Here is a 21,973-nt window from a genome sequence, read left to right on the forward strand (position 1 = left end):
GGCGGGTGTGGCCTGTGGCATTTTTTGCCTCGCTGCAGGTTGGTCTAGACATCCAATTTCCTACAGCAAGCCAAAGGCTTACGCCACTCCCGCCAACCCTCAAAGCCCCACCGCTGAATAAGACGGGTTAGTCTGTTTGCGCGCAAGCTGTTCGCGTTGATGATGCACCAGGCCGCAGGCGATGCCTGGCGGGACCAGGAGCATAGAATCGCCAAGCGCATGTTGCGCGGCTCCCACAACTCCAACGATCGCCTTGCCGAGACGATCGACGAGTTGACGGGAATCGCTTTTGCCATGCCTGACAAGGTGGAAGGCGACCATGGGCGGCGCACCTTCCAGATGATCTAAGTGACATTTGAGGGGGTTGAACAGGGGCGGTTGGCTAACGCGCAACCCTGACCCGGCCACCGAACATTTCTTGGTGGATTGGCTCGATAACGGCATGGATTACGCCATCCTCGCGGCGCTTGGTCTTCGCTACATCGAACTGCCGTCCCTGATCGAGCTGATCCGCGATCCAGCCCAGTGACCGCGCCGCCTCCTGCTCTGCCAGGATGGGATGATCCCGATGGAGGTTGTTGGCGATCACCTGGACTACGGCATGGGTATGCACTCCTGCACCGGGCAACGCCATCGTGTTCCGGTGTATTGATGAAATGGAACGGTATCGAAATATTAACCTCCCTGTCCGACGAGCGGGCGGGTGATGCGCCGATTGCCTCGGGGGGACATTCTGGTCGACGCTCGCTCAGGGTTTGGACTGGGCGGGTCGGTCTGGACCTCCTGTTGCAAGCTTGATAGGCGCAATGACGGGGACTTTGCAGATGGGGGAATAGGAAATTGGCTCTAGAGTTTGATGCCTGTTATGTTGCTGCAGACAGCAACGCCTATCACCCAGCCCGGCACTGAAAATGCAGACCAGTGGGCATGGGTGATGGGTACGACCTGCCCGACACGCATGATGGGGGCGTCCGCATCATGCATGTCGTGCCAAGCCTCGAGCCTGGCGGTGGCAGCGGTCTTGTCCTTTCCCTGATTGCCGCCCTGCGTTTTCGCATCCAGTTTTCGATCTTCGTGATTGATGCGGTCGCCAAGCCCAGTGGCGTGGCCCTGGCTCGCGTCCAACAGCTGCAGCAATGGCACGTGCCGCTGCTCAATCGCTTTGGCGGTCATGCCGCTGACTTTGGTGGAGCGCCGATGCGCCTGCGCCGATCCATCCAGTTGACACGCCCCCATCTTGTCCATCTGCATCTGGAGCATGCCGAATTGACCTTTGCGCTGGCCAGTCTCTTCCCCGGGACACGGCCTGCGCCGGTCCATCTGCGTACGGTCTACAGGACCACGCCCTGGAAAGGCTGTCGGATATTGGGACGATGGGTTGCCGCCCGTCTTGCAGGCGGCGATGCCGTCGCGGTGTCGAGCGCTGCTGCACGTGCAGATTATGGCCTTGGTGCGCGACAAAAGCGTGATCGCGCCGAGGTCATACCCTATGGCGTCGAGCCAAGCCGCGTCGCGCGGCTGGCCGGTCCAAGGTCGCCTTTTCGCATATTATTTGCCGGGGGCATGGATCAACGAGCCGGAGCAGATTTACTGCCTGCCATATTTGAAAAGGCCCAAAGCCGTTCTGGCAGAAAGGATGTCGAGGTCACGCTATGCGGTCGAGGGCCGCTTGAACGACGCCTGCGCGAGCAATTGAGACTGGAGGTTCGTGAATGGCGCTTTTTCTTCGTTCGCTCCATCCCCCATCTTGTTGACCGTCTTTCCCAATATGACGCTGTCCTCATGCCGTCACGCAGCGAGGGGCTGAGCCTTCTGCCGATCCAGGTTCTTCTGGCGCGCGTTCCGCTGATAGCAGCGCGCGCGCCTGGGCTGGAGGACGTGGTTACCAGCGACTATCGCCTGACCGCAGCCATAGACGATGTCGATGCGCTGGCTGATTGTCTCGTAACCGTGCTCGGTCAGGATCTGACCTTTGTCGGTTCGGCCTTGCGCGCTCGCGTGGCGCGCCGATTCGACATCACGACCATGGCGCGATCCTATGAAGCGCGCTACCGGACGCTCGCTGCCAGAAGGAAAGGGGGGCAAGGATGACAGTCACCATCGGCATCAAGGCGCTCAACGAAGAACGGCATATCGCGGCGGCGCTTGAAAGTGCCATTGCCGCGGTCAAGCCGTTGGGCGGAGAGGTGGTGCTGGCCGACAGTGGCTCAAGCGATCGCACGCTAGAGATCGCCCGAACATATGACGCCGTGCGTATCGTTCAGCTGGTTAATTTTGACGAACGATGTTGCGGCGCTGGCGCGCAGCTTGCTTTCCAGGCTGCCCGGATGCCCTATTTCTATCTGCTCGATGGCGATATGGTTCTCGACCCGGCCTTCCTGGCTAAAGGGCTGGCCTTTCTTGAAGCGCATCAGAGCCATGCGGCCGTGGGGGGAAGGATAAGGGAGGTCGAGACTGCCAATCTGGAGTTTGCCGTACGCGCGGCAGAAGCTGAAAAACGCGCTATTCCGGGCGTCGTCGAGGTTGATCGATTGGATTGCGGGGGGCTCTACAGAAGGGCGGCTATCCAATCGGTCGGCTATTTTGCCGATCGCAATCTCCATGCCTTCGAGGAGTTTGAGCTCGGATCGCGGCTTCTTGCCGCAGGCTGGAAACTGGCCCGGATCGATGTCCCGGCTGTCGACCACCATGGCTTGACCTTGGGCAACGGGGCGTTGCTGTGGCGACGCCTGCGCACAGGCTATGCCGGCGCGCCGGGCGAGGTCGTGCGCGCGGCAATTGGTCGCGCGCATTTCCGGGTCGTCATCTGTCGTTTTGGCCATCTGCGTCATGGCCTGGCGGTCATGCTCTGGTGGGGGCTTGTGGGCACCAGCTTTCTGCTTGGCTCAGGCGGCGTGACATTGACGCTCCTGATCGCGCCGCTGCTGTTTCTGTGGTGGCGCAGGCGCCAGCTCAAACGCGCGCTTTACTCCTATCTCAACTGGAACATCGTTGCGATCGGCCTTGTGCAGGGGCTTTTGCGTCGCCGTCAGCCACCAGAACGCCCTCTTGCCATGTGCAGTCTCAAGGACGCCGGGCCATGATCATGCGAGTGCAGGTCCGTGCCATAAGCCCCAGAGCGCGCCAGCGCATTCCGCATTGGCGGGCCCTGGTCCCGCACCCTTCGCCCCTGTCACAAGCCCCTTCGACCCCGCCATGTCACAGCGCGAGGGCAGGACGCCAGTGAAGCGTTTGCTTGTCGTCCAGGCCTCAGGCGACTTTCGCGAGGTCCATCTGCAGCGCCAGCGATCGGGCGTGGAGTATCAGTTCGGCCAGATCTATATGCTCGATGAGCTCAACCGGATCGCACGCCGATACGGGCAGGCCGGGATATTATCCTGCACGGCGCCCCGCCATGTCTTGCGCCTGCCAACGGGGGTCACGTTGATGGGGGCGGGCGCAGGTCGCGCTTGTGACACGAATTCCGTGCTGGTGATGGTTGCGGACTATGATCCTACCCATCTCGTTGTGCAGGCACCCTTGCCAAAACTGATACGCTGGGGGGTCGCTGGTGCGCGCGATGTGGCATGTGTCCTGACAAGATTGCCTGCCATCAATCCTGTCGCGCGCCATCTTGGCATGGCACGGCTGCCCGCCATATTGAACGACCGGGGTGTCTCACTGGTCGCTGGCCATACTATGAGCGGCGCCAAAGCCCTTGTTGATATGGGCGTCGCTGCCAATAAGGTCGTCGCGTGGGATTTCGTCCATGAGCGCACGCCCCATCTGTTTGCCGCCAAGCAATTGCCTGATCGCCAGCCCCACAGGCTTCTCCATGTCGGCCGGATCGACGAAAAAAAGGGGGTCGGGGATCTGATCCGCGCGCTGGCGCTGCTCAAGGGCAGGCGTGACGTGCATCTGGAGATTATCGGACAAGGCCATATCGATAAAATGCAGGCGCTCGGCATTTCGCTTGGCCTCTTCCAGAAAATACGATTCCTGGGACAAATCCCCAACTACCAGATCCCTGCGCGCATGAACGCAGCCGATGCGGTCATCATGGCGGATCGCGCGACATTCCCGATGGGTCTGCCGCTCACCGTCTATGAAGCGCTTGTCTCGCGCACACCCATCATTGCCTCCCATCGCCCTTTGCTTGCCGGCCATTTCACCGATCGCGAGAATGCTCTGCTGTTCAGGGCGGGCAACCCTAAGGCTCTGGCAGCCGCAATCGACATGCTTTTGGCCGATCAGTTGCTCTATGCGCGTATCTCGCGCAACGCTATGGCGAGCTGGACCGCCTTACAACGGTCCGTCAAATGGGGACAGATGCTCGATCGATGGATGAGCGGCGCGGTTCAGGATCGCGCCTGGCTTGCTGCACAAAGCTATGGTGTGCTGATGGCCAAGCAGGTAACGGACGGTTGACGGGGTATCGATCAGCGACAAAGGGGGCGTGATGACACGCGAAGACGTAATCGAACAATTGATGGCGGTGTTGGCCGAGACGTTCGACAATGACGACATTGTCTATCATGACGACCTGACTGCCCGCGACGTCGATGGCTGGGATAGCCTGAGCAACATTCGTTTCATGGTCGCGATCGAAGAGTCGTTCGGCGTCACATTGACGATTGCACAATGGGAAAGCTTCGAGCGGCTCGGCGATCTTGTCGATAGCCTTGCGCTATCAGCATAAGCGCGCTCGGGCTGACGGTTAGGGAGCAGGACGGCTGATGGCGTTCAACAGCTATGGCTTTGTGCTTGTCTTCCTTCCAGTGACGGTGCTGGCCTATTGGCTATGGGCCCGTCTTTGCCCTGGCCGTGGCCGACTGATCCTCCTCATCGGCGCGAGCCTCTTCTTCTACGCTCTTGCGGCCCGCGGGGCACTTGTTCTGCTGCTCGCCTCCATCACCCTCAATTTCCTTGGCTCACGCCTGATCCTGGCAAGTTCGGGCAAGGCGCGCCACGCCTGGCTAAGCGCGGGCGTGAGCGCCAATATTCTGCTGTTGCTCTACTTCAAATATAGCGGGTTCCTGCTGGCCAATATGGGTCTGGTGTCGATGGCCAGTCCGCTGCGCGATATCATTCTCCCTTTGGGCATTTCCTTCTTCACCTTCCAGCAGATCGCGTTTCTGGTCGATACGGCGCGGGCGCGTATCGGGCCCGCCCATCCGCTGACCTATGGTGCCTCCATTCTATTCTTCCCCACCATACTGGCTGGACCGATCACCTATTACCGGGAATTTGCGCCCCAGGCCGAAGCAGATCCCGATCGCGGTTTGATCGGCACGCATGTTGGCGTCGGCGCAATCCTCCTGGCTCTGGGCTTGTTCAAGAAGGTCGTGATCGGTGACAGTCTGGCCTTGTGGGTCGATCCGCTTTTTGCAGCAGCCGGAGCCGGTCAGGAGATGGGCATGCTGCTCGCCTGGTCGATGGCGGTGGGCTATCTGTTGCAACTCTATTTTGATTTTTCCGGCTATTCCGACATGGCGCTGGGTTGTGCCCGCATGGTCGGGATCCGGCTGCCGCTCAACTTCTTCTCGCCGATGCGCGTCACGAGCATAATCGACTGGTGGCGCCGCTGGCACATGAGCCTGGGCCGCTTTGTCGGCGATTATATCTTCCAGCCCCTTGCCCTGCCGCTCACTCGATGGGCAATGCGGCGGCGCCTTGGACGTTGGCCCGTGCATATATTGAGCGTGCTCGTGCCGACCTTCATCGCCATGTTCATCGTCGGTGCCTGGCATGGAGGCAACTGGACCTTCATGGTCTTCGGGCTGCTCCATGCATTGTTCATGGTCGTAGCCGAGGGGTGGCGCTTTTTGCGGCGCAAGTCCCGGCGCAAGACTGTTTCAAGGGGCGCGAAGATAGCGGGCAACTGTGCAACGCTCAGCGCCGTGCTGATCACGATGATCCCCTTCAGGGCACCCGATATGGCAACCACTATGCATCTGTGGGAAGCCATGATCGGCCTTGGCAACGCCGGCGCGCCGGTGGTCTGGGGCGCGCTTCCGGGCCTTGGTGCTACAGGCTATGGGCTGATGATGCTCCTGGCCGCTGCCATCGTCTTTCTATTGCCCAACAGTGCGCAGTTTCTTGGCAAGTTCGATCCGGCGCTGGCTTGGGCGGCTTGGCGCGGGCAGGCGCGCCCATGCCTAAACCTCAGCTTTGCGCCCCGTCTCGCCTGGACTATTCCGCTTGGCGTGCTCTTCTTTCTTGGTCTGGCGTTCATCAGCCGGGGTAGCGGAGGCTTTGTCTATGCCGGCTATTGAGGGGCAGGGCGGATGAGCGTCGATAATGATCAGGAAACGGCTGTGCAGACCCTTGAGGGCGGGGCTCTGTGGCGCCTGTGGCTTGGCCTTGGGGCAGGCCTATTGGGTTGTCTGCTGCTAAGCCTGTGCCTGCCTTTTGACCGCTATATCGCCTGGCAGCAGTCTGCCGGCACGCAGATGTTCCATAGCCGCTGGATCTACGAACGGCTCAACTTCGACCCGAGCCCGATAGATGTTGCCATTATCGGGTCGTCGCGGCTCGAATCAGGGATGAGCCCGTCTGTGCTGGCGCAAACGTTGTCGGATCGGTTGGGGCGGGACATAGCGGTCGCCAATCTGTCGATCGTGATGCCGGGGCGAGATTTTGCTGACACGATCACCCGGGAACTGCTCGCAACCCATCCCGAGGTTCAGCTGATCCTCCTGTCCGATGATGGCGAGATCACAAACTCTCACCCGATGTTCAAACAGACTGCGAGTGCGGCGCAACTGCTGCATGCGCCTGTGCTGGTCAATGCCCATTTTTTCACCAACCTGCTGGCCTTGCCGTTCCGCAATATCGCCAATGTCGCACAACAGATGCATCCTGCCTGGTTCGGTGTTGCCGATATTTTTGTCGCATCGGATTATCCTGGTACCGGCCTTGACCGGACTTTGGGCTATCGCACGGCCGATGGAACGCTGGTCAATGGTGAGCAGACAATGGCGTCCGCAGCGCTCCTGGCGATGAGCAGGGATGCGGTCGCGCGACAGCGCGCGGGTCTTGCGCTTTTGCGCCCCTTGCCCGACCGATATCGCCTGGCGATCGATCGCCATTATCTTGCGTCGATCGCCCGGCGTGCAAGGCGCGCTGACGTGTCGCTCGCTTTCCTCTCCATCCCCCTTTACGGCCCGCTTCAGGCGACCGGCGACCGCCGTGCCTACGCACCCTTTGGACCGGTTCTTGCCCTGGACGACCTGGCGCAACATCCGGAGCTGTATCAGAGCGCAGCCCATCTCAACCGGAAGGGTGCCGTGCGCGCGTCGAGGGCGGCGGCACAGGCTATTGCCCCGTTGCTCGTCGGCACCAAAGGAGAAGAGCGCGCGCCTGGGCAGGGCAGGGGCCGCTCATGAAAATCATCTTTGGCATGACGCATTCCGAGGCGGGCGGGCTGGTCGAGATATGGAACGACGTCGCGACAGGGCTTGGCGAACGCGGGCATGATACCGGCTGTTTTGCGCTCTATGCCAAGACGGATAACAGCCCCTCGCCACCCCTGTGGCATCATATCGCATCCGAGCGCCCTTCCTCGCTCTTTGCGGCTGTTCGGCTGGTCAGACGGCTGATGGCCTATCTCAAAGCAGAGCGGCCCGATATGGTCGTGACCGCCATGCCGTTGGCCAATGTCCTCCTGCCCTTGGCCGCAACGCTTGCTGGCGTTCGGACCCGTCTTGTCATTTCCCATCATTCGCCCGTTGAGACACACAGCAAATGGCTTGACAGGCTCGATGGTCTGACGGGGCGGCTTGACGTCGTGACGTCGATCGTGAGCGTATCGAAGGCGGTCGATGCCTCCTTGCAGGCAAAGCCTGCAGGCTATCGTCGCAAGTGCCTTGTCATTGGCAATGCCTTGCCCCGGCATATCGAAGTCATGATCGAGGGACTGCGGGCCAAGGATATAGATACGCGCATCATCGGACCTGTGATTGCGCTCGGGCGGCTGAGCTATCAAAAGAACTATCCGCTGCTGATTGCCGCCATGGCGCATGCGCCAAAGGTACGACTGGAGATTGTCGGCGCCGGGGAAGATGAAGCGGCATTGCGTGGCCTCGCGGCTGATCTGAACGTTAAGGACCAGGTAGCATTTCTGGGCCATATGCCGCGCGCGCAGGCGCTTGCCCGCGCCGCCCGCGCGGCGATCTTCGTACAGGTCAGCCATTATGAAGGCCATAGCCTCGCCCTGATCGAGGCGGCCAGGCTTGGGCTCCCGCTCATCGTGTCGGACGTGGCGGTCCAGGTGGAAGGTGTAACGGCCAGGGATGGAACGCTCTGTGGACAGGTGGTGCCGCTCGATGACCCGCAAAGGCTCGGCGCAATAATGGTTGAACTGCTGCAATCGCCTGACCAGTATGCACACTGGGCGCAGCGCGCGCGTCGGCTCGGCCTTGAGGCCTCCAACGCGATCATGGTCGATCGGTATGAAAGGCTGATGGGGGCAGGAGCGGCATGCTGAACGACATTTGGCCTCGAGGCGGGGCGTGCACCTGCCACCAGCGGGTGCATACGGACCTTTCTGCTCTGTGGGCGAGGCGCAGATGATCAATCGGGCGCGGCCTTTTGCCTTGATGGGGCCACAGGATCAACGGCGACTTGTGGCTGCGGGCTTCGCGCTGATAGGCGTTCTGCTCCTGGCAACGGTCGGCTCTTCATCCTTTGAGGGCTTCGAGGCCGCGCTCGAGAGCGCCAAAGGCGATATTGTGCGCCAGCTGCTCCTTGGCACCCTCTCTCTTGTCCTGCTGGGCGTGGCAGGTCCGGTGGCCATGCTGCCCGGGCACCGGAGGGGATGGCTTAGCTGGCTGCCGCTGCCGGTCTCGATCATCCTTCTTCTGGTCTATTGCCTGATAAGCGTCAGCTGGGCGATCGCGCCTGCTGTTTCGCTTCGCCGCTTCATCTTCACCGCGATGGTCATCTGGATCCTGTTTCGCGCGGTCGCTGAGCTTGGTTACGCGCGTACGCTGCAGCTGGTCCGCTGGACGCTCATCGTGGTGCTTGTGGCAAATTACGCCTCGCTTCTCGTGCCCGGCGTCGGGCTGCAGCCCGATAGCCCGGGAGGCGATCCCTCGGTGGTCGGCAACTGGCGGGGCCTGTTGCCGCACAAGAATCTGGCTGGGGCAGTGTGCGCCTTCACGATCCTTTTATTCCTGTTCGACCGGCGCTCGGTGCCGTCCTATCTGTCAGTGACTCTTATCGCCGCGAGCGTCATCTTCCTCTATTTCAGCCAGTCAAAGACATCTCAGGGGATCTTGTTTGTCGCTATCCTCACAGGCCTGGTGATCCGACCCTATAGCACCCATTATCGCGCGCTGCTCGGGCCGCTCTTGTTCATGACCGCTGGCCTTTTGCTGTTGCTTGTGCCGCTTTACATCGAGGATGCAAGCGCGCTTCTCAACGACCCCGAGGCGCTCACCGGTCGGTCGCAGATCTGGCCGATCCTCCTGACCTATGCCTCTGAACATCCCCTGACAGGCGCAGGCTTCGGCTCCTTCTGGCAGATCGGGCAAGAGGGCCCGATCTGGGACTTCACCAGCGGCTGGATCGCGCAATATGCAGGCCATGGCCATAATGGCTATCTCGACATGCTGGTGACGATCGGCGCGCCAGGTCTGGCGATCGTCATCGTGGCGCTTTTTCTCTGGCCGGCAATGCGCCTGCTCTTGAGCCATGCCATATCCAAAGACTGCCGCGCGCTGCTCCTGTCGCTCCTGTTCTTCTGCGCCGGTCACAATCTTACCGAAACCAGTCTGATGGACCGGATATCGGTCGTGCAGGTCTTCCTGATGCTGACGATCGCGCTCATCTATGTGCAGTCCCAGGCGAGCCCTGGCAGGCATCATCAGCTACGGGGCCGGTCATTGGGCTTGTTTGCGCGCAGCCCGGTTCGCCAGCCAGTGCGTGCCCCGGTGCGACGGCGGCCTGTCGGGCGGCCACGCTGAGTGCTTCGCGCGATCTTGCCCAGCGTCTGGTGCGCTATGCCGGGGCGGCGGTCGGGCCAATAGGCGTTGCCGGTGCCCAATTTCTGCTGTCGCTTCTCCTGCTGCGCCAGCTCGATGTTGCCGATTTCGGACGCTTTGCCTTCCTGCTGGTTATCTCGCAATTTTCGATCAGTCTGTGGAGCGCGCTGTTTACAGCGCCTCTGCTGATCGCGGTGGGGCAAAAGGGCGCAGATGACGACGCCGCGGCGCCGCGCGCGCTGTTATGCGTAAGCAGTCTGGCTCTGTTGCCTGTCGCACTCGCCTTTGTCAGCCTCGCCTCTATGCTGGGCGCAGGCATGAGGGCAGCCTGCGTCTTTGGACTATGGGGTGGTCTGGCCCTGTTGCGACATTTCGCCAGGGCCTGGTATCTTGTCCACAGGGCGCCTGCCCGCACGATCGCCTCTGATGTGGGCTATGCCCTGGCGCTGCTCCTTGGCGCCTTGATGATGATGGGCGGCGCTGCCAGGACGAGCCTTGCGGATGCGGCGCTGCTGCTATTGGTCAGCGCCGGTTTTGGGCTTCTTCCCTTTGCCCGATCAAAGGCTCCGGCGACCGTCCGGGCCATGCGCCTGTCGGACATGATCGGATACCAACAGATATGGCGGCGCGATGCGCGCTGGTCGCTCCTGGGGGTGGTGACGACTGAAGCCACGGTCAATAGCCAGAGCTATATCGTCACTGCGGTAAGCGGCGCTGGGGGTTTTGCGCCGATCGCTGCCACCGCCCTCCTCATCCGGCCAGTCACCGTGGCGATCAATGCGCTCACCGAGTTCGAACGCGCGCGCTTTGTCCATGATCTGCGCAGCGGCAGTCTGATGCTCGTCGCGCGCGGTCGCGCGCAATTGCGCTGGGCGCTGCTTGGCATATGGGGTGTGACCCTGGTGAGTGCCCTTGCGCTTCTGGCTCTGGCGCCCGCGCTGGTTTTTCACGGGAAATTTGCCGATACGATCTTGTGGACCGGTGTGCTGCTGTGGTTTGTCGTGGTGCTGGCTCGCGCATTCCACGCCTGCGACGGTGCGGTTTTGCTGGCCTCGGGGCGCTTCCGCAAGCTCGCACAGCTAAGCAGCATGAGTGCGATCGTGTCGGTGATGGCGGTCGTGGCGCTGCAATTGCTGTTGGAGCCGGTCTGGTCGATTGGCGGCATTGCGCTTGGCGAAAGCCTCTATGCGCTGCTGCTCTTTCGCGCGGCTCGCACCGAAATGCGCAACCGCGCGAAAGAGCAGGGCTGCATTTTCGATAGCGCTATGGCCCGATAGCAGCGGGCATGGCGTGGTGCATGTGGCTGGATAAAGGGGCCTGAGGCTTTGGCCCTGGCGTTGCCCCAGGCCAAAGGCGGTCGATCGCGTTGACGGGATGCTTTGTGCGCAAGGAAGGGCATTGACCATGGCTGGCGCCGATGCAAAGAGCCAATAAGGGCGCACCAGACTTTGTCATGCATTCATTGGGAAGGGAAGGCGTGTCACAGAGCAGAGAGGGTCAAGAGGGCGAGCAGGCGCCAGGCGGACAAATGCCAGGGACGCAGGCCCCAGGGATACAGCTGCCCGCCTCTTGCCATGGCGCATTGGCAGAGACGATGCTTATCGGTGGCATCCCGATTTCCCGGATGACGCGCCTTGAGCTTGCGGCGCTGATGGAATCCGACGTCGCTGCGGCCCGTGTGGGGCTCCTGCGCTCCCCGCGCTTCGTCACATCGGCCAATGGCAGCATCGTTGCGGCCTATCATAATGATCGCGCCTTGCGGGCGGCCTTGGACAGTGCAGACCTGATCGACGCCGATGGTATGCCGCTTGTCTTTGCCAGCCGCTTATTGTGCGCCCGGCCGCTAAGGGAGCGTACCGCGACCACGGATTTTCTGCTCGACGCAGCAGAGCTTGCCGCGCGAAAGGGCATCAGCTTCTATTTTCTTGGCGGGCGACCAGGGGTGGCCGCGCGCGCGGCGGAATATCTGCGCAGTCGCTTTCCAGCCCTCAAGGTCGCAGGCGTTCGCCACGGCTATTTCTCGCCGGGCGAGGTGCCAGCGATCCTGCAGTCGATTCGCGAATCGGGCGCTGACATATTATGGGTGGGCACCGGCAGTCCGCGGCAGGAGCTGTTTGCGATGGAAGCACGCGACCAGCTGCCGGGTCTTGCCTGGATCCGCACCTGTGGCGGACTGTTCGACCATTATGGCGGCGGGGTATCGCGGGCGCCGCACTGGATGCAGGCCAGTGGCCTCGAATGGCTCTATCGCGCCGCGCGCGAGCCCGTACGCCTTGGCTGGCGCTATCTTGTGACGAGCCCGATTGCCCTCTATCACCTCGCTACCAAGACCCGTGACTGACGCACTAGCCCGCTGATTTAGAAAAGGATTACGGTCCCTCATGCCGCCACGCGACCGCAGTAGCATCCGATATGAACAGTTCGTCAAGCCGCGCCGCAAGCGGTGGCCGGGACTGATGGCCGCTTTGCTGCTGTTGTTGCTGGTTGCAGGCGTGGCCGCCTATATAGTCCTTGGCAATGAAAGCGCAGCCCATGCCCCGCCGCCTGCCTTGTCGAATGCCGGGGGACCGGTCGAGGGTGAGGCCTATCAATGGAAAGCCGTGGCGATCGGCGGTGGCGGGTTTATCACTGGCCTGTCGCAGGACGGGTCCGGCAAGACATTTGTGATCCGTTCGGACGTCTATGGCGGCTATATCTGGGATGCAAAGGCGGACCGCTGGAAGCAGTTGATAACAGCGGCCGCCATGCCCGAGCAAGACCGCGTCCAGGATGGTATCGCACAGGGCGTCTATGAGATCGCTGTCGCGCCCTCCCGGCCAGAGCGTATTTACATGGCCGTCAAGGGACAGGTCTACAGGACAGACGATGCGGGCAAGCGTTGGGTGCTTGCCTCGGCACAGCCGCCCTTTCCGCTCAAATGGGATGCGAATGGCGAATATCGGCTGCAGGGCGCCTTTATCGCCGTGGATCCGGCCAACCCCGACCTTGTGCTGCTTGGCACCCCCTATGACGGCTTGTGGCGTTCAGATGATGCCGGTGGCCGCTGGGCGAGGGTAGGATCCTTGCCGCTGGGGCTGGACCGCGATCCGCAGGCCGGGCTTCAGGCCCCAGGTCCCATGATCTGGTTCGAGCAGCCGCTTGGTGGCAAGGCGACCGGTCGCATATTCGCCTTTGCTTCGGGGCGCGGCATGTATGTCTCGAGCGATAGCGGACGGACCTTCGCGCCGCTTGCCAGCCGCACGGCGCATCCGATGAGCCTGCGGCGCGGCACGTTCGACCGGCACGGTGTCTTCTTCGGTGTCGATGATCAGACCAAGTCGATCTGGGCTTATGACAAGGGCGCATGGCGCGATATCACGGCGACGGCCGGCCTTGGACCCAAGATATATTCGGCGATCGCCGCCAATCCGCGCGCCGACCAGATCGTGGTTTTCGATCATGGCGGCGCAGGCTATCAGTCCTCCGATGGGGGAACGAGCTGGACGAGCATTTCCCATAACGTCAAGGCAGGGGCCAAGGATCCACCCTGGCTGCGCGTGGCCGACGAGGTCTATTTCCCAACGGCCGATATCCGCTTCGACGCCAAGATCCCCAACCGCCTCTGGGTCGCGGCCGGCATGGGGGTATTCCATGCCGACATGCCGCCGGGCAGTTCGGTCGCGCAATGGGAAAGCCACAGTCGCGGTATCGAGGAACTGGTTGCGAACGATGTGATCCAGCCACCTGGTCAGTCGCCCGCCTTTGCAGCCTGGGACTTTGGGATCCATGTGAAGGACGATCTGAACGCCTATTCCACCACCTATGGTCCAAAGGAGCGCGTCCTCATTGCAGCGCAGCAGCTCGACTGGACCCCAACCGATCCTCGTTTCATGGTAACGAATGCGAGCGATACGCGCACCGCCTGCTGCTGGCAGGACGGCAACGCGGTGATGGCTGGCACCAGCCAGGATGGCGGGCGCAGCTGGCGCAAATTTTATGCGTTGCCGACCCCTGCAGGCACCAAGGCCGACGATCCCTGGCGCATGTCTTTTGGCACGATCGCCGTGTCGGCTGGCGAGAAGAAGAATATCGTCTGGGCGCCGGCATTCAACCGCCAGCCTTTTGTGACGAATGATGGCGGGGCAAGCTGGAAGCCGGTTTCGCTGCCGGGGGCCCTGGGCGACACACCCGGCTCGTTCAAGGAATTCTATTATCAGCGCAAGACCCTGACGGCCGACAAGGGGAAGGGTGGCGTCTTCTATCTCTATCATAGCGGCGAGACGCCCAATGAGGGGCTTGCCGGCCTCTGGCGCTCGCATGACGGGGGAGAAAGCTGGCAGAAGCAGTATGAAGGTGAAATCGCGCCTCAGAGCAATTTCGCGGCGAAATTGCGCTCCGTGCCGGGCAGGGAGGGGCATCTCTTCTTTACCAACGGTCATGCAAGTTCGGGCGATACGGTCTTGCGTCGCAGCACCGACAAGGGCGCGACCTGGACGAAGATCGTCAACGTCGATCGCGTTGATGACATCGCCTTTGGCAAGGCTGCGCCGGGTGCTTCCTATCCCGCTCTCTATGTGTCGGGCAGGGTAGGGGGTGTCTATGGTATCTGGCGCTCGCTCGACAACGCGGCGAACTGGCAGCGGCTGGTTGATTTTCCGGCAGGCAGTTTGGACCAGGTGACGGTGATGGCGGCAGATCCCGATGTTTTTGGGCGGGTGTATCTGGGCTATAAGGGATCGGGGTGGATCTGGGGCGAACCTGCGCCGTGCAAGCCTGCACCCATGAGCAGCCTCGCCACCATCCAATGCTCCAAAGTAGGCGGGTAGGGGCATCGTGCTGGCCAACCGGGCGGGGCACACAAGCCTATCGGGCCATGCAGCGCGGGTGATGGGCCGCGATATCGCCGTTGCGGCGGCGCAGTAGCGGTGTCGATCACCCATATGGCGTCGGCCCGGCGCACGGACATCGAAGGGCTGCGCGCCATCGGCATGGCGCTGGTCGTGATCTGCCATATCTGGGTCGGCAAGGTGTCGGGCGGGGTCGATGTCTTCTTCGTGATCTCAGCCTATTTGATGACCGGTTCGCTGCTCAAGGAGCTGGAAAAGACGGGCACGGTCGATCTTCTCACGTTCTGGGGCCGTATCCTTGTTCGGATCTGCCCGACAGCCTTTTTGATCCTGTTTCTCACGCTGATAGCAGGGCTATATTTTCAGCCCATTTCCCTGTGGCGAGCCTTCGCCACGCATGGCTGGATGGCGCTGCTGCAGTTGGAAAACCTGCAATTGCTGCGCGAATCGACGGATTATCTGGCCCGCGGACAGCCTGCCAGTCCCTTTCAGCAATATTGGGCGCTCTCCACCCAGATGCAATTTTATGGCTTCTTGCCAATCTGGCTCTTGCTCGTCAGCCAGATAGCGAGGACCATGCGAAAGCGGGCCGATGACCGGCGGATTTTGGCCATCGCTTGCGCGCTGATCGGCCTTGCATCCTTTGGTTTTGCGCTCTGGATATTGGCGCTCAATCCAGCGCCCCATTATTTCAATCCTGCAGCGCGGCTTTGGGAGTTCATGGCCGGGGCGCTGTGCGCTTGCGTCGCGCCTATGGTCAATCTCTCCGCGCGCGCAGCGTCGCTCGCTCGCACTGTGGGTCTGTTGCTCATCCTGGCATGCGTCTGGGTCGTGCCTGCAAATGCGGCTTATCCAGGCATTGCAGCGCTCGTGCCGGTCTCGGGCGCAATGCTGATTTTGCTGTCTGGACGCGAGGCGGTTGACAGGTCGCTTGCACGTCGCGTCCTTGAGGCGCCGTTACTGCAACGGCTGGCATCGCTGTCCTTTGCCTTCTATCTTGCGCACTGGCCGATCCTCATCTTCTATCAAGAGGCAGCAGGAACAACGAAGCTCAACCTGATCCAGGGCTGCCTTGTCATCGCCCTTGCCCTCCTGCTGGCAGCTGCCCTGCATTTTCTGATCGAAAAGCCCACAAAAGGGCTCATGTCGCACGGGGGTGGATATTCGACAGGGGACTGGAGAAGGCGGTCAGCGCCCTTTGCCGCGTGTGCCATGCTGGCCGTGCCATCCGCCGCGTTCCTGCTTGCTTGGCAGCAATATTATGGGGGAATCGCGCGCGATTATGCGCAAAGTTACACTGTCCGGCCCATCGCCGGACCGATCCAGACCATGGACACAGTTTTGCCGCCCGACATCGATCGGCAGTTGATCGCGGCCAAGGGGATGTTGCCGAGACTGTACACGAATGGCTGCGATACCGGCCCACACTCGGCGAAGGTGCAGCTTTGCACTACGGGCAATCTTGATTCTAATGCATTCACCATATTGCTCATCGGCGGTTCGCATTCGACCCAGTGGTTTCCGGCGCTCGAGCAGATCGCTAAGGACCGGAACTGGCGATTGCTCAGCATTACCAAAAGCGCCTGTCCGATCGATGGCATTTATATCGGCCCCAGGACGGCCGGGAGGCAGGTCGAAGCCTGTCGGGAGTGGGCTCGTAATGCGGTGGCCAAAGCGATCGCGCTCAAGCCCGATCTTGTCGTGACGACGGCGACACGGCCGGGTCCTGGCAATGTCGGCGAGGTCATTCCTGAAGGCTATGCTCGTGCGTGGCGAAGGATTGTGGCAAACAATATCGACATATTGGCGATCCGGGATAACCCCCGCACCGAAACATATAGCGTTCCAGAATGTGTCGATCGCAATCGAGAAAAATTCCGTACCTGCGATATGCGGCGTGATCGGCATATCAATCCGCCATCCCGCCTTTTGCCTGTTCGGGACATGCCCCATCTTGCCCTTTGGGATATCGCGGATCTTCTGTGCGGCATTGCGACATGTCCCGTCATGCACGATGGCGTTCTAGTCTATAACGATAACAGTCATCTGTCGGTACCATTCGTCATGGCGTTGCGGACCAGTCTCGAACAGGAAATTTTGAGCCAACAGGCAAGCAGCTCATGATGATTTTTGCAGGGCTATAATCGTATTGATGACGGCAAGTGTTTCCTGAGGATCGCGGACGCGGACTGTGTCCAGTCCGAGCGTCTTCGCCGGATAGTCATTGCCACCCGGAAAGATGGCGTCGCCAATGAACATCATGGCGTCAAGGGGAATGCCACTGGCATCACGCAGCTTCTTGAGACCATAGGCTTTGTCGACACCCGCCCGCGTGATATCGATCGACGTTGCGCCGCCCATATTCACAGACAGATCTGGGAGATATTTTTTGAGGTGGGACTGTATTATTTTCCGCTTCGCGAAATCTGGATCCCATTCCTCTTTTTTCTCAATCGGTGCCTCTTGGCCCAGTGCTGAAAAAGTGATCTGACTGCCACGATCTTCGATCCGCTCGCCCCAGGTTTCTTCAGGAACAAAGCCGCTCTCGACAAGTGCCGTCTCGAAGGCTGTAAGGATCATCTCCTTCTGCGCCTCGTCGAAAATTTCGGCGAAAACCGGGCTCCAGACTCCATCGTTGCACGTGTAGAGCTTGGTACCCGTCGTCGGCATCAGCCAGAATCGATCGACATTTGCATCGGCCGGAAGTCTGCTGGCAATTTGCTTATGAAACTGAGGCCAATCGCCACCCGATATGACGGCCACATGCATCACATCAAGCAAACGTGTCACAGCATCCACCATATCATCGTCAAGCGGCTGCTTGCTCAGCGCCAGCGTGCCGTCGAGATCGAAAGCTATAAGCTGTTTCAAGAGGATATCTTTCTAAAAGCTCGGTTCAACAGCATAGCCAATTGAACGGATTTCCGGCATATTTGTGATATGTTACAAAAAATCGATTGATCGAAAATAAAGCTGCTAACCAGCGTAGCTTGTGGCTGCCAGGAAAACTGTGTCGGGGGATTTGATGTCAATGTCGCTGAGGCGATTTGCAACTGCGCATTGGCCTGGCCTGATGAGATGCCCACCGATTATCACGTCTCCACTGCGAGGTATGATCAGCACAGCGTCAGCGTAGGATTCGATCAGATCGTCGCTAGGACGCCCTGCAATCTGATCAAGTTTGAAAAGGGGACCATCCACTAGCGATAGGCTTGAATCAGGAGCGATGAATTTGCGCCATCGGTCAAGGTCATAGGGATGGCCACAAGCGACTTCCACGGCGGCATCCAGGTGGAGTTCGCGCGGACGTCCATAATCATATAGTCTATATGTTATGTCGCTATTTTGCTGGACCTCTATCAGGCTCACGCCCGCGCCGATCGCATGGACCGTATTGGCAGGGATGTAGAAAAAATCGCCGGCTGCCACTTCATGCCAGGTGAGCATTGTCTCGATTGACCCATCGAGTGCTGCTGCACGCATGATCTGCGGATCAACATATGAATCAAAGCCGATGCCCAGTCTCGCGCCTGGTTGAGCAGCGATGATCAGCCAGCATTCTTCCTTTCCCTGCCGACCGATACCTTGCGAGATAGTCTGAGTATCGGAGGGGTGAACCTGTACGGACAAAGCCTCCGTAGCGAATATATATTTAACCAGAAGCGTTCGAATTGCCAGCGGTGGTTCGAACCAGATCTCGCCGATACGCCTGTCAGGAAGATAGTTAAATGGTTCTGGCAGAAAATCTATTCCCCATGGTTTTTCAACTTGGCGAATAGGAAGCAACATTTGCCATCTGCCTTCTACTGGTTGCGCGCGCCCGACAGGCGTCCGACGTTTTGAACGCCGTTAGCTGCTGTTACGAGAATGTCATTCCCATCGACAACAATGATGACATTTTCAAGTCCGATCACAGACACGCTAGGTCCATCGCTGTCGATCAGCACATTGCGGCAATCCATCATTTCCGCATTGGCGGGTCCACGGACAGCATTGCCTTGATCGTCATGATCCAGCGCTGAATATAGCGCATGCCAATTGCCGATGTCCGACCAGCCCATATCGACAGGAACGAGCGCCGCCCGTGCGGTTTTTTCCATCACCGCATAATCAACGGATATGCTCTCCATGGCGGAAAATGTCGTAGGTTCGGGATGAAAATATTTTCCGTCTTCCCTGCCATTTTTGACAGCGGCACGAACATCTCGCGCCATGTCAGGACTATACAGCTCGAGTTCCTGTAAAAAATCTCCAGCTCTGAACGCGAAGATGCCGCCGTTCCACAAATATGAACCGTCGGTAAGAAACGCTTTTGCGCGATCGAGATCGGGTTTTTCCACAAATTCCTGCGTACGATAGCCAGCAGTTCCTATCGCCTCGCCACGCTTGAGATAACCGAAACCCGTTTCCGGTGTATCCGGAGCGATTCCGAATGAGACAAGCCAGCCTTCTGCAGCTAAAGCTGCGGCCCGGTAAACAGTTTCCACAAAAACTTCTGGTCGTCCGATATGGTGATCGCTGGGGCAGACCAACATGATTGCATCACTTGGCAGTCTGTTTGCGGCCAATGCTATAGCTGCAGCTGTATTTCTTGCCGCTGGTTCCACAACGATCGAGGTGCGCTCATCTTTGGGCAGTAGCATTTCTATATGCTCTACATGGGCGGCGCCAGTCACGATTGAAAGGCCTGCGTTATCAGAGAATATAGAGCACCGACTAACCGTAGCTTCGAACAGCGTCATGGCGTCCACCAACGGTAAGAATGGCTTGGGCTTTTCTACACGAGATCGCGGCCACAGCCGCGTGCCACTACCACCACAAAGGATTATCGGTACGATCATCATTGAAGCTCGGGTATAAGGGGAGGTATCGTTTCGCAAGCTACCAGCAAATTATTGCAATGCAACATGGATCGATATTTTTTTGAGTAGATGTTAGGTCAGCCCGTATTATTTATGAGGCGGCCGCTCCGGGCTCGTTCCGCGGTGATCTGACATTGACAGCGTAGCTTGGATGTGAGCGATCGTAGGCGTTTTTCACCGCGGCAGGATCAATGGGCTTTTCGAGGTTGATCGACGGGGTTCGGGGGCCGCGGCACTGCCGTGCTGGCTATGTTGGTGCAGGGCGGAGGCTGATGGCGGTGGCTCTGAACACGCTTGTATCGGGGCAGGCTGACGCAATGGCTATGCGGATGCGCGAGGCGTTCTCGATGACACGGGCGGCGACCTTGAGCAGCCGGATACGCAGGGCTGCGAACTCGGCGGCAGCCAGTGCCGCTCCCCAGGGGATTTCCTGCTGGATGCGCTACATCAGCCAGTAGGCCGCGGTGTGCAGAATGAAGCGCATCTGGTTGACGTTGGCAGAGCAGCATGAGGCGTGATCGCTGGCTAGCTGGCTTTTGTGGCGCTTGATCAGGTTTTCGGCCTGGCTCCTTGCGCAGTCGAGCGTATCGTATATGCGCTCGGCCGAGCCTTGGGTCAGCGAAGTGACGACATAGCGGATGTCCATGCCCAGCGTGCTGGCCTAGTGGTCGCCGCCTGACGGTTGAGTCCGATTAGGGATTCCCAGTGAGCTGTGGCCGTGCGAGTCAGCGGGGATGCGCAGTGGTATAGTCATCGACCTGGGTTCCGCGGACCAAGAGCGTCTCGAGCGGATCTGCAAGGATCGCAACACCCCTCAAAAGCACGTCTGGCGCGCCGAGATCGTGCTTCTGAGCGCCGACGGGGTCGGCACCAGCGAGATCATGCGCCGGACGGGCACGTCGAAGACATGCGTGTGGCGCTGGCAGGAGCGGTTCATGCAGGAAGGGGTGGAAGGCCTGCTGCGCGACAAGACCCGCCCGTCGCGCATCCCTGCTCTGACCCCGGAGGTTGTCGCATGGGTAGCCACCCGGACGCATGAGGAGCCGCCCGGCGAGACGACCCACTGGACGGCCTCACTGATGGCCCGCGAAGCGGGCATCAGCGCCAGTTCGGTTCACCGGATCTGGCGCGCCCATGGCCTCCAGCCTCACCGCGTTCGGCAGTTCAAGCTTTCCAATGATCCTGAGTTCATCGACAAGCTCCGCGACGTCGTCGGCCTTTATGTCGCGCCGCCCGCCCACGCGATCGTCCTGTCGTTCGACGAGAAGAGCCAGATCCAGGCCCTCGACCGATCCCAGCCCGGCCTGCCGCTCAAAAAGGGGCGAGCGGGCACCATGACCCATGACTACAAACGCAACGGCACCACCACGCTCTTTGCGGCGCTCAATGTGCTCGACGGGACCGTGATCGGCCGCAACATGCAGCGGCATCGCCACCAGGAATTCATCCGCTTTCTCAATCTGATCGAAGCGCGCGTCCCCGCCGGCAAGGCGATCCATGTGATCCTCGACAACTACGCTGCCCACAAACATCCCCAAGGTCCGCAAGTGGCTCGAGCGGCACCCGCGCTTCACCTTTCACTTTACGCCAACGTCGTGCTCCTGGCTCAACGCCGTCGAGGGCTTCTTCGCCAAGCTTACTAACCGCCGACTCAAACGCGGCGTCTTCCATTCGCTCGTCGACCTTCAGGCCGCCATCAACCGCTTCCTGGCCGAGCACAACGAGAGCCCAAAACCTTTCGTCTGGACCGCCGATCCCGACAAAATCATCGCCGCCGTCAGACGCGGGCACCAAGTGTTAGATTCCAATCACTAGTTGGGCGCATAGCGGTAGAGGACGCCAGGCGGCGCGGTGCCGGCCCAAGGCCGCTGATCACAGACATAGCCCCAGATCCGCCCTTGCATCACACCCTTGCCGATACCCTTGGCGCGTCGTTCCGGAGCCAGCACGCGGATCGGTGTATCGTCGGCGTGCAGGATGTCGCTGCCCAGGACCGAGGCCTCGATCCGGCCGATCACCGGCTGCAGGATCCGCATCGAGCGACCACACCAATCGGCCAGCGTGCTGCGTGGGATGTCGGCACCCATGCGCGCGATGATCTCGTTCTGCCGGTACAGCGGCAAATGGTCGTCAAACTTCGAGATCAGCACGTAAGCCAGGAGACTTCCTCCGGCCATGCTACCGGGGATCGGTCGGCTCGGGGCTGGCACCTGGACCATCTTCTCGCAGCAACGGCAGGACTTCTTCGGGCGGGCGACTTCGATGACCTGGAGCTTTGCCGTGATCATCTCGAGGATCTCGCTCACGTCTTCGCCGACGA

The 21,973-nt window shown here is 60.2% G+C and carries 17 protein-coding genes and 3 pseudogenes; 14 read left to right on the top strand and 6 right to left on the bottom strand.

All coding sequences use genetic code 11. The features are described from left to right. The first annotated feature begins 156 nt into the window (after positions 1-156). Complete coding sequence (locus SxD43FB_RS20350) at positions 157-348, top strand: hypothetical protein (protein WP_141249564.1); 192 nt, start codon at positions 157-159, stop codon at positions 346-348. A gap of 34 nt (positions 349-382) precedes the next feature. Here the strand turns inward: SxD43FB_RS20350 and SxD43FB_RS20355 are convergent, their stop codons facing one another. After that, on the bottom strand, positions 383-634 hold the full coding sequence (locus SxD43FB_RS20355; RefSeq protein ID WP_096063732.1) for a hypothetical protein: 252 nt from the start codon (positions 632-634) through the stop codon (positions 383-385). A 293-nt stretch (positions 635-927) separates the two neighbouring features. Here SxD43FB_RS20355 and SxD43FB_RS20360 point away from each other — a divergent pair, with 293 nt between their 5' ends. The 12 genes from SxD43FB_RS20360 to SxD43FB_RS20415 all read left to right on the top strand — a co-directional run bounded on the left by SxD43FB_RS20360 (position 928) and on the right by SxD43FB_RS20415 (position 16,915). Continuing rightward, complete coding sequence (locus SxD43FB_RS20360; protein WP_096063733.1) at positions 928-2,091, top strand: glycosyltransferase family 4 protein; 1,164 nt, start codon at positions 928-930, stop codon at positions 2,089-2,091. After that, positions 2,088-3,083 (top strand): glycosyltransferase, encoded by a 996-nt coding sequence (locus SxD43FB_RS20365; protein ID WP_096063734.1) that lies wholly within the window; start codon positions 2,088-2,090, stop codon positions 3,081-3,083. Before SxD43FB_RS20360 ends, SxD43FB_RS20365 begins: the two co-directional genes overlap by 4 nt. A gap of 139 nt (positions 3,084-3,222) precedes the next feature. Continuing rightward, the gene (locus SxD43FB_RS20370) at positions 3,223-4,407 is read left to right on the top strand and encodes a glycosyltransferase (RefSeq protein WP_176482869.1); all 1,185 of its coding nucleotides are present in this window, start codon (positions 3,223-3,225) and stop codon (positions 4,405-4,407) included. Positions 4,408-4,438: 31 nt separating this feature from the next. Next, positions 4,439-4,678 carry an acyl carrier protein gene (locus tag SxD43FB_RS20375; protein ID WP_096063736.1) on the top strand — a complete coding sequence of 80 codons (240 nt, stop codon included), beginning with the start codon at positions 4,439-4,441 and terminating at the stop codon, positions 4,676-4,678. Positions 4,679-4,715: 37 nt separating this feature from the next. Next, a complete protein-coding gene (locus tag SxD43FB_RS20380; protein ID WP_096063737.1) occupies positions 4,716-6,254 on the top strand; it encodes an MBOAT family O-acyltransferase in 1,539 nt (512 codons plus the stop codon). A 12-nt stretch (positions 6,255-6,266) separates the two neighbouring features. Continuing rightward, entirely contained in the window at positions 6,267-7,367 is a 1,101-nt protein-coding gene (locus SxD43FB_RS20385; RefSeq protein ID WP_096063738.1) for a hypothetical protein, read from the top strand. Further along, entirely contained in the window at positions 7,364-8,467 is a 1,104-nt protein-coding gene (locus SxD43FB_RS20390; protein ID WP_096063739.1) for a glycosyltransferase, read from the top strand. Before SxD43FB_RS20385 ends, SxD43FB_RS20390 begins: the two co-directional genes overlap by 4 nt. Positions 8,468-8,549: 82 nt before the next feature. Next, on the top strand, positions 8,550-9,947 hold the full coding sequence (locus SxD43FB_RS20395) for an O-antigen ligase family protein (RefSeq protein ID WP_141249565.1): 1,398 nt from the start codon (positions 8,550-8,552) through the stop codon (positions 9,945-9,947). Between the two features lie 29 nt (positions 9,948-9,976). After that, complete coding sequence (locus SxD43FB_RS20400) at positions 9,977-11,242, top strand: hypothetical protein (RefSeq protein WP_096063741.1); 1,266 nt, start codon at positions 9,977-9,979, stop codon at positions 11,240-11,242. Positions 11,243-11,589: 347 nt separating this feature from the next. Then, positions 11,590-12,306 carry a WecB/TagA/CpsF family glycosyltransferase gene (locus SxD43FB_RS20405; RefSeq protein WP_255245830.1) on the top strand — a complete coding sequence of 239 codons (717 nt, stop codon included), beginning with the start codon at positions 11,590-11,592 and terminating at the stop codon, positions 12,304-12,306. A 40-nt stretch (positions 12,307-12,346) separates the two neighbouring features. Next, positions 12,347-14,770, top strand: a complete 2,424-nt coding sequence (locus tag SxD43FB_RS20410) for a sialidase family protein (RefSeq protein WP_096063742.1) — start codon at positions 12,347-12,349, stop codon at positions 14,768-14,770. A gap of 99 nt (positions 14,771-14,869) precedes the next feature. Then, entirely contained in the window at positions 14,870-16,915 is a 2,046-nt protein-coding gene (locus SxD43FB_RS20415) for an acyltransferase family protein (protein ID WP_141249566.1), read from the top strand. Here the strand turns inward: SxD43FB_RS20415 and SxD43FB_RS20420 are convergent. From SxD43FB_RS20420 to SxD43FB_RS20435, 4 genes and pseudogenes are all read right to left on the bottom strand, one after another. Continuing rightward, on the bottom strand, positions 16,910-17,662 hold the full coding sequence (locus SxD43FB_RS20420; protein ID WP_096063744.1) for an HAD-IIB family hydrolase: 753 nt from the start codon (positions 17,660-17,662) through the stop codon (positions 16,910-16,912). The genes SxD43FB_RS20415 and SxD43FB_RS20420 overlap by 6 nt on opposite strands. 105 nt (positions 17,663-17,767) lie before the next feature. Then, positions 17,768-18,580: a class I mannose-6-phosphate isomerase gene (locus tag SxD43FB_RS20425; protein ID WP_096063745.1), complete on the bottom strand. Its 813-nt coding sequence runs from the start codon at positions 18,578-18,580 to the stop codon at positions 17,768-17,770. A gap of 14 nt (positions 18,581-18,594) precedes the next feature. Beyond that, a complete protein-coding gene (locus SxD43FB_RS20430) occupies positions 18,595-19,635 on the bottom strand; it encodes a sugar phosphate nucleotidyltransferase (protein ID WP_096063746.1) in 1,041 nt (346 codons plus the stop codon). Positions 19,636-19,900: 265 nt separating this feature from the next. Next, positions 19,901-20,314: pseudogene (locus SxD43FB_RS20435) on the bottom strand (transposase); the annotation flags it as partial. 73 nt (positions 20,315-20,387) lie between these two features. Here SxD43FB_RS20435 and SxD43FB_RS20440 point away from each other — a divergent pair. Continuing rightward, positions 20,388-21,468, top strand: a pseudogene (locus tag SxD43FB_RS20440) (IS630 family transposase). Here the strand turns inward: SxD43FB_RS20440 and SxD43FB_RS20445 are convergent. Beyond that, positions 21,468-21,973: pseudogene (locus tag SxD43FB_RS20445) on the bottom strand (transposase); the annotation flags it as partial. The pseudogenes SxD43FB_RS20440 and SxD43FB_RS20445 overlap by 1 nt on opposite strands.

The organism is Sphingobium sp. D43FB (assembly GCF_002312805.1).
Lineage (GTDB): Bacteria > Pseudomonadota > Alphaproteobacteria > Sphingomonadales > Sphingomonadaceae > Sphingobium.